Below are 13,843 nucleotides of genomic sequence, written 5' to 3' on the forward strand. Positions count from 1 at the left end.
GAAGGGGACTCCGCTCGGAATTCGTGAGGTTGTACGGGAAGGGGGGAGAAGATCCCTCGCGAAGCTCGGGATGGCAACATTACTGCGAGCATCCCCCTTCTTGTCGTCCTGAGCGTAGCGAAGGATCTCATCGCCAGAAGTTGCGGCCCCGCCGTGGCAGACGGCATGAGGTCCTTCACTTCGTTCAGGACGACAGAGAGTCGTCGCAGCCCTCACGTCGCGACGACGTTCCTGTCGGCGCCGATCGCTTCGAGGTTGAAGGCGGCGGCAATCAGGGCCTGGGTGTAGGGCGTCTGCGGCGTCTCGAAGATCTGCCGCGCCGGGCCGCGCTCCACCACCTTGCCGTGGCGCAGCACGATCACCTCGTCGGCGAGCGCGCGCACCACCTTGAGATCGTGGCTGATGAACAGGTAGGCGAGCTTGTGGCGGGTCTGCAGATCGCGCAGCAGGTCGACGATCTGCGCCTGCACGCTCATGTCGAGCGCCGAGGTCGGCTCGTCGAGCACGATGAAGCGCGGCTTCAGCACCAGGGCGCGGGCGATCGAGATGCGCTGCCGCTGGCCGCCGGAGAATTCGTGCGGATAACGCTCGCGCGTCGCCGGGTCGAGGCCGACCTCGTCGAGCGCCTGGTCGATCATGCGCGTGCGCTCGGCCTCGCTGCCGATGCGATGGACCTGCAGCCCCTCGCCGACGATCTCGCCCACCGACATGCGCGGGCTGAGCGAGCTGAACGGGTCCTGGAACACGATCTGCATCTGCTTGCGCATCGGCCGCAGCTCGCGCTGGGCGAGGCTCTGCAGGTTCTTGCCATCGAACACGATGCCGCCCTGGCTGCCCTCGAGCCTGAGCGCCGCCAGCCCGAGCGTGGTCTTGCCCGAGCCCGATTCGCCCACCAGGCCGATCGTGTGACCTTCCTTCAGCGACAGGCTGACGCCGTCGACGGCCTTCACGTGGCCGACCGTGCGGCGCAGCACGCCGCGCTTGATCGGGAAGTGGACCTTCAGGTCGTCGAGGCGCAGCAGCTCGGGCGCCGCCGGATCGCCCACCACCGGCCGCCCCTTGGGTTCTGCCGACAGGAGGTGCTGGGTGTAGGAATGCTGCGGGGCGTCGAACACCTGGGCGACCAGACCCTGCTCGACGATGCGGCCCTGGGTCATCACGCACACCCGGTCGGCCATCTTGCGCACGATTCCCAGGTCGTGGGTGATGAACAGCAGCGCCATGCCGTAGCGCGCCTGCAGGCTCTTCAGCAGCTTCAGGATCTGCGCCTGGATGGTGACGTCGAGCGCCGTCGTCGGCTCGTCGGCGATCAGCAGGTCGGGCTCGTTGGCGAGCGCCATGGCGATCATCACGCGCTGGCGCTGGCCACCAGAGAGCTGGTGCGGATAGGCGTCGAGCCGGTTGGCGGCGTCCGGAATGCCGACCTGCTCGAGGAGCTCGAGGGTGCGCTGGCGCGCCGCCTGGCGGTTGAGGCCCTTGTGCAGGATCAGCACCTCGTTGACCTGCCGCTCGATCGTGTGCAGCGGGTTGAGCGAGGTCATCGGCTCCTGGAAGATCATCGATACGCGATTGCCGCGCACGTCCAGGAGCTCGCGCGCCGGCGCGCCGACCAGCTCGCGGCCCTGGAAGCGGATGCTGCCGGTCGGATGGCTGGCCATCGGGTAGGGCAGCAGCTGCAGCACCGACAGCGCCGTCACCGACTTGCCCGAGCCGGATTCGCCGACCAGCGCCAACGTCTCGCCGCGGGCGATCTCGAACGAGACGTTGCGCACCGCGTGCACGGCCTTGTCGCCACGGCCGAAATTCACCGACAGGTCGCGCACCTCGAGCAGGGCCGATTCGCTCATGCCACCACCTTGCGCGGATCGAAGGCGTCGCGCACCGCCTCGCCGACGAACACCAGCAGGGTCATCATGAGCGCCAGCACGGCAAAGCCGGTGAAGGCGAGCCACGGCGCGGTCAGGTTGTTCTTGCCCTGCAGCAGCAATTCGCCGAGCGACGGCGAGCCCGGCGGCAGGCCGAAGCCCAGGAAGTCGAGGGCCGTCAAGGTGGTGACCGAACCGGCCAGGATGAAGGGCAGGTAGGTGAGGCTCGCGGTCATGGCGTTGGGGAGGATGTGCCGGAACATGATGCGGACGTCCAGCACGCCCATGGCGCGGGCTGCCCGCACATAGTCGAAATTGCGCCCGCGCAGGAACTCGGCGCGCACCAAGCCGACCAGGGTCATCCAGCCGAACAGCAGCATGATCCCCAGCAGCGACCAGAATCCGGGCTCGATGAAGCTCGCCATGATGATCAGCAGGTAAAGCACCGGCATGCTCGACCAGATCTCGAGGAAACGCTGGAACAGGAGGTCGGTCAGGCCGCCGAAATAGCCCTGGACGGCGCCGGCGATGATGCCGACTAGGGAGCCCAGCACGGTGAGCAGGAAGCCGAACAGCACCGAGATGCGGAAACTGTAGATCAGGCGGGCCAGTACGTCGCGCGCCTGGTCGTCGGTGCCGAGCGGGTTGCGCCAGGTCGGCGGCGAGGGGGCCGGCTGCCCGAGATCCTTGACCGCGGTATCGTAGCTGTAGGGCACCGCGGGCCACAGCATCCAGCCCTTGGCGTCGATCAGCTTCGTCACCTCGGGGTCCTTGTAATCGGCCTCGGTGGCGAATTCACCGCCGAATGTCGTCTCGGGATAGGACGCGAAGACCGGGTAATAGAAGGCGCCGTCGTAGCGCACCAGGATCGGCTTGTCGTTGGCGATCAGCTCGGCGAACAGGCTGACGACGAATAGGGCGGTGAAGATCACCAGCGACCAGGTCCCGCGCTGGTTGGCGAAGAACTTCTGGAAGCGGCGACGCGTGAGGGGCGACAGGCGCATCAGCCGCCTCGCGCCTCGAAGTCGATCCGCGGGTCGACCAGCGTGTACATCAGGTCGCCGATCAGCCCGACCAGCAGGCCGAGCAGGCCGAGCGTCCACAAGGTGCCGAACATCACCGGGTAGTCTCGGCCCAGCGCCGCCTCGAAGCCCAGCAGGCCCATGCCGTCGAGCGAGAAGATCACCTCGATCAGCAGCGAGCCGCTGAACAGCACGCCGATGAAGGCTGCGGGGAAACCGGCGATGACGATCAGCATGGCGTTGCGGAAGACGTGGCCGTACAGCACCCGCCATTCGACCAGCCCCTTGGCCCGCGCCGTCAGCACGTACTGCTTGCCGATCTCCTCGAGGAAGGAATTCTTGGTCAGCATGGTCAGGGTGGCGAAGCCGCCGATCACCATGGCGGTGATCGGCAGCACCATGTGCCAGGCGTAATCGGCGATCAGGGCACCCCACGACAGCGTGCGCCAGTCGTCGGAGACGATGCCGCGTAGCGGGAAGATCTTCCAGAAGCTGCCGCCGGCGAACAGCACCACCAGCAGGAGCGCGAACAGGAAGCCCGGGATGGCGTTGCCGATGATGACGATCGACGAGGAGGCGACATCGAAACGCGAGCCGTCGCGCACCGCCTTGGCGATGCCCAGCGGGATCGAGATCAGGTAGACCAGCAAGGTGGTCCACAAGCCGAGTGAGATCGACACCGGCATCTTGGAGAGGATCAGGTCGGTGACGCGGGCGTTGCGGAAGAAGCTCTCGCCGAGATCGAACATCAGGTAGCCGCGCATCATCTGCAGGAAGCGCTCGCCGATCGGCTTGTCGAAGCCGTACTGCTTGCGGATGCGCTCGATCAGCTCGGGCGGCAGGCCGCGGCCGCCGCGCGACATGTTGGACTGGTCGGTGCCGGGCGTGGCTTGCGGGGTGGGCGCGCCGGCCTCGCCGCCGCTGCCGGTGAAGCGGCTGGTGACGTCGCCGCGGCCCTGCAGCTGCGAGATCGCCTGCTCGACCGGGCCGCCAGGAGCGGCCTGGATGACGAAGAAGTTGATCACCATGATGCCGAGCAGGGTCGGGATCATGAACAGCAGGCGGCGCAGGATATAGGCGCGCATGGTCAGCCTGCGATGGCGGCCTGCCGCATCGTCGCCGTCACGTCACGACTTGCCGGTCGCGCTGCGCAGCGCCTTCTCCTTGTCTGGGTCGATCCACCACGTCGCCAGCCCGCGCGGCTGGTACTTGGCGAGCTTCTCGGGACGGCCGAACTTGTTCCAGTAGGCGATCCAGAACTCGGTCGAGTAGTACTGCGGCACGACGTAGTGGTGCCACAGCAGCACGCGGTCGAGGGCGCGCGTGCGCATGATCAGGCTCTTGCGGTCGGGGGCGGAGATCACCAGCTCGATCAGCTTGTCGACCGCCGGATCGGCGATGCCGATGGTGTTGCGGCTGCCCTTGATGCCGGCCGCCTGCGAGCCCCAGAACTCGCGCTGCTCGTTGCCCGGCGACAGCGACTGCATGAACAGCTCGATCGTCATGTCGTAGTCGAAATCGTCCATGCGCTTCTGGTACTGCGCCGGGTCGACGGTGCGCACGCGCACGTCGACGCCGACCTTCTCCGCCCACTGCTTGAACGGCAGGGCGAAGCGCTCCATGCGCGGCTCGCCCAGCAGCATCTCGAAGCTGAACGGCTGGCCGGCCTTGTTGGTCATCTTGCCGTTGCGGATCTCCCAGCCGGCCTCCTTGAACAGGGCGATGGCGCGCCGCGCGCCGTCACGGTTGTTGCCGCTGCCGTCGGTCACCGGCAGCTTGAATTCCTTGGCGAAGACCTCGTCGGGGACCTGGCCGCGCAGCGGCTCGAGCACTTCCAGCTCCTCCTTCGACGGCAGGCCGGTGGCGGCGAGTTCGGAGTTGAAGAAGTAGCTGTTGACGCGGGTCAGCAGGCCATAGGACAGGGTCTTGTTGAACCATTCGAAGTCGACGAGATTGACGAACGCCTCGCGCACGCGGCGGTCCTTGAACAGCTCGCGCCGCAGGTTGAAGCCCAGGCACTGCATCGGCAGCGTGCTCTCGTGCTTCAGGGTGGCGCGCTGGATCAGGCCCGACTTGACGGCGGGAATGTCGTAGGCGACGGCCCAGTTGCGCGACGTGTACTCCTCGCGATAGTCGACCTCGCCGGCCTTGAACGCCTCGAACGCCACCGTCTCGTCTCGATAATAGTCGTAACGCATGGTATCGAAATTGTGGCGACCCTGGTTCAGCCATACATCCTTCGCCCAGGCATCGGGCACGCGCTTGATGGTGATGTAGCGGCCGGCTTCGAACGAATCGACGCGGTAGGGGCCACTGCCCAGCGGGATCTCGAGCGACGTCTTCTCGAAATCGCGGGTTGCCCACCAATGCTTGGGCAGCACCGTGAGCTGACCGATGATCTGCGGCAGCTCGACATTCTCCCCGCCGCTGAAGGTGAATTTGACCACCCGCTCGTCGATCCGCTCGGCCTTGGCGACGTTCTGCCAATAGGCGGCATATTGCGGTGCGCCCTTCGACTTCAGCATGTCGAACGAGAACACCACGTCGTCGGCGGTGATCGGCTTGCCGTCGTGCCAGCGCGCCTGCGGCCGCAGGGTGAAGACCGCCCATGCGCGGTCCTTGGGATACTCGATGGTCTCGGCGATCAGGCCGTAGGAGGTCGCCGCCTCGTCGTAAGGCGAGCTCATCAGGCTTTCGTAGATCTGGCCCACGGCGGCCGCCGGCGTGCCCTTCAGGATGAAGGGATTGAGCGAATCGAACGTGCCGCGGCCGGCCAAGCGGATCTCGCCGCCCTTCAGCGCGGCGGGATTGGCGTACTCGAGAGCCTTGGCGTCGGCCGGATATTTCAGGTCGCCGTGCGTGGCAAAGCCGTGACTGACGACGGTACCCGCCGACGTGGTCGTCCCCGCCGAGGTCTGGGCCCGCAGGATCGTCGGAGCGGCGAGCCACAAAGCTGCGCCGCCCGCCAGTACGTTACGCCGTTTGATGGCCATGAGATACGCTCCCCGATCGGCCGTTGCAGTCCGTATAACGCGACCGCCCTATATAACGTGCCCGACTGGGGCGGCACTATGGCCGAGGGGTTACTTCGCTGTCGGCTTTGGTCGTGCCCGTCGCCCACGCGCGGCGGCTGATCATGGTGGAGTGAACTCTTGGCTGGGACCGCGCCACTCCCGTGGCGCCTCTTGGCCCAGTTGCGAGCAAAGAATGCGCCACGGGAGTGGCGCGGTCCCAGCCATGGGCGTCCTCAGCTCTCCGCCTTGATCCCCGCTTCCTTCACCAGCCTGCCGTAGCGCGCGAAGTCGGCCTGCCACATCGTCATCACGGCGGTAGGCGTGCGCGGCGGCGGCACATCGCAGCCGGCCTTGGCCAGGCGGTCGCGGGTTTCGCGGCTCTGGAGGGCCTTCGTCGCCGAGGCGTGCAGGCGCTCGACGATCGGCGCCGGCGTGCCGGCGCGCACGGCGATCGTGTACCAGCTCATGACCTGCGCGTCGGCGAACCCTGCTTCGGCAAAGGTCGGGACGTCGGGCAGGGTGGCGAGGCGCTTGTCGGCCAGGACGGCGAGCGCCCGCAACTTGCCGGCCTGGACGTGCTGGATGGCGAGCGGGCCGGGCAGCAAGCCAACCTGCAGGCGGCCCTCCAGGAGGTCGGTCATTCCCGGCGGGATGCCGCGATAGGGCACCGAGGTCATGTCGAACTTGTACTGGTTCTTGAGCAGCTCAGCCGACAGATGGATCGACGAGCCGTTGCCGGGGTTGAGATAATTGAGCTTGCCCGGATTGGCCCGGCCGTACTCGACCAGCTCCGTCAGCGTCTTCACGGGAACCGCGGGGTTGACGGTCGCGACCGAGGTCGCCACGGCGACCAGCGCGACCGGCTGGAAGTCGCCGAGGGGATCGTACGAGACCGCCTGCAAGTGCGGCGCCACGACGTGCGAGATGGTCGCCATGATCCAGCTGTAGCCGTCGGCCGGCGCCTGCGGGATCATCGCGGTGGCGAGCGTCGAATTGCCCCCCGGCTTGGGCTCGACGACGACCGGCTGACCGAGATCGGCCTGCATCGGATCGGCCAGCGCCCGGGTCACGATATCGACGATGCCGCCTACCGGGTAGGGCACCAGGAAGCGGATGGGCTTGGCCGGATAGGTTTGCGCCGAAGCTTGCGGCGCCGCGGCAAGGAACAAGCCCGCGCCCAGCGTGGCGCGGCGGGTCAGTCGTCTCAAGATCGGTCCTCCCTGCGGACTCTGCTCACACTGATGAGCCTTTCATCAGGCGATAGCAGATGCAGATGGCCAATGCATGGCGTCTTCATGGGTCCCCGAGAAGATTTCGCACTGCCAAATTTGACTCGAAGCTGCGTCGGCATAAGGTTGGCGCATGGCCGATACCATCAACTTCGCTCCCGACTACGATGCGCCGCTCGAGTACATGCGGCGCACGCGCGAGTACTATCTCGCGCTGGGTTACGACAATCCGTACCGTTGGGCGCACTACGTCGACGCGCCGTTCCAGCCGCTGACCAAGAAGCTCAGCGACAGCACGCTGGCGCTGATCAGCACGGCGGCGCCTTATCAGCCGGACAAGGGCGACCAGGGTCCGGGCGCGGCCTACAACGCCGCGGCCAAGTTCTACACCGTCTATTCGGGCGACGCGGCGGTCGACCACGACACCCGCATCTCCCACATCGGCTACGACCGCAAGCACACAACCGCCGCCGACAGCAACACCTGGTTCCCGCTGCCGCTGATGCGCCAGTTCGCAGCCCAGGGCCGCTTCAAGCTCGCCGGGCGCTTCCACGGCGCGCCGACCAACCGCAGCCAGCGCGTGACCCTGGAGACCGATGCGCCGGAGATCCTGGCGCGCTGCCGGCAGGACCAGGTCGATGCCGCCCTGCTTGTCCCGACTTGACCCGTCTGTCACCAGACCGTGAGTCTGGTCGCCCGCTATCTGGAGAGGAACGGCATTCCCACGGTAGTCATGGGAGCCGCCAAGGACATCGTCGAGCATGCCGGCGTGCCGCGCTTCCTGTTCAGCGATTTCCCGCTCGGCAATTCGTGCGGCAAGCCGCACGAGCCGGATACGCAGGCCTTCACGCTCGATCTCGCGCTCAAGGTGCTGGAGAGCGCGGTCGGTCCGCGCACCACGGTGCAGTCGCCGCTGCGCTGGAACGACGACGGCGACTGGAAGCTCGACTACAACAACCTCGAGCGCATGAGCCCGGAAGAGGTCGCCAAGCGGCGCGCCGAATTCGACAAGGTGAAGCAGGTGGCGCTCGGTCAGCGTCAAAAGGCCGGTGTGGCATAAGCCGGCGCAGCCTGGGCCGGCGGGGCAGGGAGAGGAGCGCCGCCTGGACGGGCGTGGCGTAGGAGCGACATGAGCAAGCCGTTTACCGGAGTAAAGGTCCTCGACTTCACGCGCGTGCTGGCGGGGCCTTACGGCTCCTATCAGCTCGCCCTGCTGGGGGCCGACGTCATCAAGGTCGAATCGCGCGAAGGCGACGACATGCGCTTCGGCAACCGCGCCAACGACTGGGAGAAGCGCGGGCTCGCCGCGCCCTGGGTCTCGGTCAATGCCGGCAAGCGCTCGATCACCCTCGACCTCAAGAAGCCGGCGGCGATCGAGGCGGTCAAGCGCCTGGTCACCCGGGTCGACGTGGTGATGGAGAATTTCCGCCCCGGCGTGATGGACAAGCTGGGCATCGGCTACGACGTCCTGAAGATCCTCAACCCGCGGCTGATCTACTGCGCCGTCTCGGGCTTCGGCCAGGTCGGGCCGGATCGCGAGACCGCGGCGTTCGACGGCATGATCCAGGCGATGTCGGGCCTGATGTCGATCACCGGCTTTCCGGTCAACGGGCCGACCCGGGTCGGCTTCGCTGGCGCCGACGTGATGTCGGGCGCGACGGCGGCGCTGGGCGTCGCCTCGGCGCTCTTCCAGCGCACCCATACCGGCAAGGGCCAGCTGGTCGACGTTGCCATGATCGACGCGGTCATGGGCTATCTCGCCCAGCAATTCACCGAGCACATGATGACCGGTCGCGTTCACGAGCAGGCTGCCAACCTGTCGGTCACCCGCAAGCCGACCGGCGATCTCTACAAGACCAAGGACGGCTGGATGGTGCTCGCCGTCATGACCGAGCCGCAGTTCCAGCGCCTGATGAAGGATATCGGCCGCGCCGACGCGCTCGCCGACCCGCGCTTCCCCGACTGGCCGACGCGCATCGAGAACAACAAGGCGCTGCACGAGATCATCGAGGCCGAGCTGGTGAAGGAGACCTCGGCCACCTGGGCGGCGCGGTTCGCCAGGGCCGACGTGCCGGCTGGCCGCGTGCTCAGCATCCCCGAGACCGTCCAGCTCGACCATTTCGAGCGCCGCACGATTTTGCAGACGGTCGACACGCCGCACGGACCGATCCGCGTCGTCGGCTCGGGCTTCCGCCTCGAGCATGGCGGCGGCTCGGTCGACCGTCCGCCGGCGACGCTCGGCCAGCACACCGACGAGATCCTGGGCGAGGCGGGTTACACGCCGGCAGAGATCGCCGCGCTGCGCGCCGACAAGGTGGTATAGGCTCTCATCTCTTCTGGACCGCGGGCGTCCCACCCGCTCATGGTTCATGAGCATGAGCGGGCGGGACGCCCGCGGTCCAGAAAAGCATGATCCCTGCATCCGCCAAGACGCGTGAAGCCGGGAAATACAAGCGGACACGTGAGGACGGGATGTCGAGGCGCAAGCGGGTCATCATCGCGGTCATCGTGCTTGAGGTGCTGCTCGGCCTCGGCTGGATCTGGCTGAGCAGCGCCGCGACGAGCGGTGGCAGCAGCAATCCCGATGCGCCGCGCATCATCGGCCAGGTGATGGGCACGGCAATGGGTATCCTGCTCGGCATCTCGCCGTTGCTCTACCTGTTCGCGCGCAGCAACGATCGGCGCGCCGAGGAGCAGTCCCGCAAGCTGTGAAGCCAGGCGGCCCATAACTCCGTGGAATGGCCTCCGGGGCGAAATGAATTTCCTGGTCGGGATGGCGCTCGCTTAAGGTCGAAGCGGGAATTCACGCGCAAGGGACGATCATGCCTGCCAGGGATTTTGCCGGTCGAACCGTCGACGCGCACGTGCGCGCTTTCACGAACGCGGAGGTCGCCGCCCGCGATATCGTCGAGGGGGTGCTGGACCGCGTCGCGCGCGCCGCCCCCTTCAATCCGATCGCGACCCTCGATGCCGAAGGTGCGCGGGCCGCGGCCGATGCGCTCGATGCCCGGCGACGCCAGGGGACGGCGTTCGGCAGGCTGGCCGGCGTGCCAGTATCGGCCAAGGACCTGATCCTCACCAAGGGCCTGCAGACGGCTTTCGCCTCGCGCGTGATGAAAGACAACGTCCCGTCGGTCGATGCCGACGCCATCGCCCAGTGGCGCGCCGCCGACGCCATCCTGTTCGCCAAGACGACCACGCCGGAGTTCGGCCACAAGGTCCTGACCGACAGCCCCTTGCACGGCGTCACCCGCAACCCGTGGAACCGCGCGCACACGTCGGGCGGCTCGAGCGGCGGCGCGGCGGTGGCGATCGCCCTCGGCCTCGGGCCGATCGCCATGTCGACCGACGGCGCCGGCTCGGGCCGCATCCCGGCCGCCTGCTGCGGCGTCTACGGCCTCAAGGCGACGCTCGGCCGGGTGCCGCACGAGGTTCCGATCGACCAGTTCGGCCAGCTCACCTATCTCGGGGTGATGGCGCGTCATCCGGCCGATCTCGGCGCCGGCCTGGCGGCGATGTCGCGCGGCCATCGCGACGATCCGTGGACGGCGGCGATCGGACGCACGCCTTTCGCCTGGCCTGCGCCGGAGGCGGCGGCACCCGTCGCCGGACGGCGCATTACCGTGATCCGCCGCATGACGGGCGGCTATCTCGATCCCGACACCGAGGCGCGCCTCGACGCGGCGATCGCCTGGCTCGATCGGCACGGTGCGCGCATCAGCGAGCTCGACGGCCGAACGATCGACTGGAAGCTCGATGTTGCGCGCATCATCCTGCGTGCCAACCAGATCGAGCGCTTCGGCGACCTGCTGAGGAACCGCCGCGAAGAGCTCGATCCGTCGTTCGTGCGAACGCTGGAGGAGGGCGATGCCGTCGACGCTGTCACCCTGCGTCGTGCCCTGGCCGATCGCACCAGCGCCTACAAGTCGGTGCAGAAGCTGTTCGTCGAGGCCGATTTGCTGCTGACGCCGACCGTCGCCACGCCGGCGCCCCTTGCGACCCAGGATCAGTTCGCGCCGCTGGTGGTCGACGGCAAGCCGATCGGCGACCTGCGCGCCGCCTGGTACGCCTACACCATTCCATTCAACATGACCGGACACCCGGCGATATCGATCCCGTTCGGCCGCTCGCGCGCCGGCCTGCCGATCGGGCTGCATTTCGTGGCGCCTTGGTACGAAGAGGCGCAGTTGATCCGCCTGGCCGAAGCCTTCGATGCCGAGACCGCCGCGTCGCTGGATTTTCCCCCCGGGTTCGGGCCCGGCTAGCGGTCAGGGCGGAACCGCCATCGGGCACAGGCGTTTACCCGTGCGAGCGGTCGGACTAGTGTTCGTCCGAACACTGGAGGTTCGTACCAATGTCGAGCGAGTCCCTGCACGAAGACGCGAGCAAGCTTGGACCTGATGTGATCGATCAGCATCGCGCAATCGTATCGCTGATGGAGGAGCTGGAGGCGGTCGACTGGTACAACCAGCGCGCCAAGGCGACGAGCAATCCGGAGCTGCGTGCCATCCTCGAGCACAATCGCGACGAGGAGAAGGAGCACGCGGCGATGGCGCTCGAATGGCTGCGACGCAACGACACGACCCTGTCGCAGCATCTCAAGACCTTCCTGTTCAAGGACGGGCCGGTCACCGAGATCGAAGCAGGGATGGTCGCCGGCAAGGGCGAGGCAGGCGGATCCGAAAGCGTGAGCGACGATGGCAGCCTCGGGATTGGCAGCCTGCGTCCCCTGCAGGGAGCCGGCCGATGATGAAGAACCATCTGTTCCGCGAGCGGGCGCCGATCACCGAGGCCGGCTGGGAAGAAATCGAGAAGGAGGCCAAGCGCACCTTGCGGGCGCTGCTGGCGGCGCGCCGCGTCGTCGACTTCCAGGGGCCGTTGGGCTGGGGCGCTTCCGACGTCGAGCTCGGTCGCGCCGATCCGATCGCCTCGCCGCCGCAGGGCAGCAAAGTGCAGGCGCGGTTGCGCCGCATCCAGCCGCTCGTCGAGCTGCGTATTCCCTTCACGATGAGCCGCGCCGAGCTCGACGCCATCGATCGCGGCGCGCGCGATCCTGATCTCGATGCGGTCACGGCGGCGGCACGGGATATCGCCATCGCCGAGGACCGGGCGGTCTTCCACGGTTACAAGGAAGCCCAGATCACCGGCATTTGCCAGGCGCGCGCCGGCGCGGCAGTGCCGCTCGGCACGAGCCATGCCGATTATCCGGGTGCCGTCTCGGCCGCCTTGACCAAGCTGCGCGACGACGGCATCGACGGCAAGTTTGCGGTCGTGCTGAACGAGCAGCTCTACAAGGACCTCGCCTCGCGCACCGACGGCGGCTATCCGATCTTGAGCCATGTTCAGCGCCTGATCGACGGCGAGATCGTGTGGGCGCCAGGCCTCGACGGCGGGCTGGTGATCTCCCAGCGCGGCGGCGATTTCGAGCTGACGGTCGGCCAGGATTTCTCGATCGGCTATCTCGATCACGACCGCGAAAGCGTGCAGCTCTACATCGAGGAGAGCTTCACCTTCCTGGTCCTGACCGAGCAGGCGGCGATCCCGCTTAGCACCGGCGGGAAGAGCCGAGGCTAGCGATTGTTTTCCTCCCCAGCTTTGCTGGGGAGACCCCCAGCACGCCGGCGCGCACCACGATGCTGAGAAAATCGGGGCGGTGCCCGCCCCGATTTTCATAGGAGGCCCGATTTTCATAGGAGGAAAGAGAGTCTCTCAACCCATCGGCCGTTCCGCCGGCCCCGGGAGCTCGTGCGCAATACCGCGCAAGTGGACCTTGACCGCGTCGAGGAAGGCGTCGGCCAGCAGTGACGGCTTGCGGTAGCGTGGCCGCAGTGCGCGGAACAGGTAGCGGATGCGCGGCTCGAACGGCACCATGACGACGCCGGCGCCGACGTAGTCGCGCGCCGTGAAGGGCTCGACGATGGAAACGCCGAGGCCGCGCGCCACCAGGGCGCAAGCCTCGGCTGAGGAGTAGATTTCGAACTGCAGGCGTCGCTCGATGCGCTCGTGCTCGAACGCGGCGTCGATCAGATGGCGCATCCGGCCGTCAGGCTGGAACGACAGGAAGCGCTCCCCGGCAAGATCGGCGGGCCGGACCACCTTGCGTCGCGTCAGCCGATGACCTTCCGGCAGCACGCAGACCGCCGCGGCGCGGCTCACCTCCTCGACCACGACCGACGGATGCTCGAACGGCACCATCGAGAATCCGAGGTCGATCTGCTGGTCGACCATCTTGCGGTTGATGAAGGCCGAGCTGCGCGCGTGAAAGACGATGTGCGCCTTGGCGTGGCGCTCGACGAACGCTGCCAGCACGTCGGGCAGCACGCTGCGACCAAGCGCCGGCGTGGCATAGACATGAAGATCGCCGATCTGGCGCTCGCCGATCTCGCGCGCCACGGCGCTTACCTGGTCGAGGCTGTGATAGAGCCGCGCCACTTCCGCCGCCAGCAGGCGGGCCTCGCTGGTGGGCGCCAGCCGGCGCTTGAGGCGGGTGAAGAGCGGGTAGCCGATATCGTGCTCGAGGCCGGCCAGAATCTTGGAGACCGCAGGCTGCGAGACCCCCAGCCGGTCGGCCGCTGCCGTGACCGTGCCGTGCTCCATGACCGCGCGGAACGCTTCGAGCTGGCGCGACGTGATCATCATAACTCCAGGGAATGATCTGGTGCGGACAATGACTTTGACCGCACCGGGGCTCAAGCCAAGACTGCGGCCGGCCG

General features: G+C 67.2%; 12 protein-coding genes. 6 read left to right on the forward strand and 6 right to left on the reverse strand.

Features of this window, described 5'->3' with window-relative positions:
- Nucleotides 1-212: 212 nt before the first annotated feature.
- From ACILR9_RS24915 to ACILR9_RS24935, 5 genes are all read right to left on the reverse strand, one after another.
- Nucleotides 213-1,847 carry an ABC transporter ATP-binding protein gene (locus ACILR9_RS24915; protein ID WP_395712668.1) on the reverse strand — a complete coding sequence of 545 codons (1,635 nt, stop codon included), beginning with the start codon at nucleotides 1,845-1,847 and terminating at the stop codon, nucleotides 213-215.
- Nucleotides 1,844-2,869, reverse strand: coding sequence for an ABC transporter permease (locus tag ACILR9_RS24920; RefSeq protein ID WP_395712669.1), 1,026 nt, complete (start codon nucleotides 2,867-2,869; stop codon nucleotides 1,844-1,846). Before ACILR9_RS24920 ends, ACILR9_RS24915 begins: the two co-directional genes overlap by 4 nt.
- The gene (locus tag ACILR9_RS24925; protein ID WP_395712670.1) at nucleotides 2,869-3,972 is read right to left on the reverse strand and encodes a microcin C ABC transporter permease YejB; all 1,104 of its coding nucleotides are present in this window, start codon (nucleotides 3,970-3,972) and stop codon (nucleotides 2,869-2,871) included. The genes ACILR9_RS24920 and ACILR9_RS24925 overlap by 1 nt, the downstream gene beginning before the upstream one ends.
- Nucleotides 3,973-4,014: 42 nt before the next feature.
- Complete coding sequence (locus ACILR9_RS24930; protein WP_395712671.1) at nucleotides 4,015-5,880, reverse strand: extracellular solute-binding protein; 1,866 nt, start codon at nucleotides 5,878-5,880, stop codon at nucleotides 4,015-4,017.
- 254 nt (nucleotides 5,881-6,134) lie between these two features.
- Nucleotides 6,135-7,109 (reverse strand): Bug family tripartite tricarboxylate transporter substrate binding protein, encoded by a 975-nt coding sequence (locus tag ACILR9_RS24935; RefSeq protein WP_395712672.1) that lies wholly within the window; start codon nucleotides 7,107-7,109, stop codon nucleotides 6,135-6,137.
- Nucleotides 7,110-7,263: 154 nt separating this feature from the next.
- On the opposite strand from ACILR9_RS24935, the gene ACILR9_RS24940 reads away from it, so the two are divergent.
- From ACILR9_RS24940 to ACILR9_RS24965, 6 genes are all read left to right on the forward strand, one after another.
- Complete coding sequence (locus tag ACILR9_RS24940; RefSeq protein ID WP_395712673.1) at nucleotides 7,264-8,190, forward strand: glycine/sarcosine/betaine reductase selenoprotein B family protein; 927 nt, start codon at nucleotides 7,264-7,266, stop codon at nucleotides 8,188-8,190.
- A 69-nt stretch (nucleotides 8,191-8,259) separates the two neighbouring features.
- Nucleotides 8,260-9,453: a CaiB/BaiF CoA transferase family protein gene (locus ACILR9_RS24945; RefSeq protein WP_395712674.1), complete on the forward strand. Its 1,194-nt coding sequence runs from the start codon at nucleotides 8,260-8,262 to the stop codon at nucleotides 9,451-9,453.
- 149 nt (nucleotides 9,454-9,602) lie between these two features.
- On the forward strand, nucleotides 9,603-9,842 hold the full coding sequence (locus tag ACILR9_RS24950; protein ID WP_395712675.1) for a hypothetical protein: 240 nt from the start codon (nucleotides 9,603-9,605) through the stop codon (nucleotides 9,840-9,842).
- Nucleotides 9,843-9,952: 110 nt separating this feature from the next.
- On the forward strand, nucleotides 9,953-11,395 hold the full coding sequence (locus ACILR9_RS24955) for an amidase (protein WP_395712676.1): 1,443 nt from the start codon (nucleotides 9,953-9,955) through the stop codon (nucleotides 11,393-11,395).
- Nucleotides 11,396-11,484: 89 nt separating this feature from the next.
- Nucleotides 11,485-11,880, forward strand: a complete 396-nt coding sequence (locus ACILR9_RS24960) for an encapsulin-associated ferritin-like protein (RefSeq protein WP_395712677.1) — start codon at nucleotides 11,485-11,487, stop codon at nucleotides 11,878-11,880.
- Nucleotides 11,877-12,704 carry a family 1 encapsulin nanocompartment shell protein gene (locus tag ACILR9_RS24965; RefSeq protein ID WP_395712678.1) on the forward strand — a complete coding sequence of 276 codons (828 nt, stop codon included), beginning with the start codon at nucleotides 11,877-11,879 and terminating at the stop codon, nucleotides 12,702-12,704. Before ACILR9_RS24960 ends, ACILR9_RS24965 begins: the two co-directional genes overlap by 4 nt.
- A gap of 135 nt (nucleotides 12,705-12,839) precedes the next feature.
- Here the strand turns inward: ACILR9_RS24965 and ACILR9_RS24970 are convergent, their stop codons facing one another.
- A complete protein-coding gene (locus ACILR9_RS24970; RefSeq protein ID WP_395712679.1) occupies nucleotides 12,840-13,766 on the reverse strand; it encodes a LysR family transcriptional regulator in 927 nt (308 codons plus the stop codon).
- Nucleotides 13,767-13,843 lie beyond the last annotated feature (77 nt).

Origin of the sequence: Reyranella sp. (assembly GCF_044224635.1) — a bacterium.
GTDB lineage: Bacteria > Pseudomonadota > Alphaproteobacteria > Reyranellales > Reyranellaceae > Reyranella.

Coding starts and splice junctions, on each gene's coding strand:
- ACILR9_RS24970 (WP_395712679.1), bottom strand. CDS start 13,766: ATGATCACGTCGCGCCAGCTCGAAGCGTTCCGCGCGGTCATGGAGCAC.
- ACILR9_RS24945 (WP_395712674.1), top strand. CDS start 8,260: ATGAGCAAGCCGTTTACCGGAGTAAAGGTCCTCGACTTCACGCGCGTG.
- ACILR9_RS24955 (WP_395712676.1), top strand. CDS start 9,953: ATGCCTGCCAGGGATTTTGCCGGTCGAACCGTCGACGCGCACGTGCGC.
- ACILR9_RS24925 (WP_395712670.1), bottom strand. CDS start 3,972: ATGCGCGCCTATATCCTGCGCCGCCTGCTGTTCATGATCCCGACCCTG.
- ACILR9_RS24920 (WP_395712669.1), bottom strand. CDS start 2,869: ATGCGCCTGTCGCCCCTCACGCGTCGCCGCTTCCAGAAGTTCTTCGCC.
- ACILR9_RS24960 (WP_395712677.1), top strand. CDS start 11,485: ATGTCGAGCGAGTCCCTGCACGAAGACGCGAGCAAGCTTGGACCTGAT.
- ACILR9_RS24950 (WP_395712675.1), top strand. CDS start 9,603: ATGTCGAGGCGCAAGCGGGTCATCATCGCGGTCATCGTGCTTGAGGTG.
- ACILR9_RS24930 (WP_395712671.1), bottom strand. CDS start 5,880: ATGGCCATCAAACGGCGTAACGTACTGGCGGGCGGCGCAGCTTTGTGG.
- ACILR9_RS24915 (WP_395712668.1), bottom strand. CDS start 1,847: ATGAGCGAATCGGCCCTGCTCGAGGTGCGCGACCTGTCGGTGAATTTC.
- ACILR9_RS24965 (WP_395712678.1), top strand. CDS start 11,877: ATGATGAAGAACCATCTGTTCCGCGAGCGGGCGCCGATCACCGAGGCC.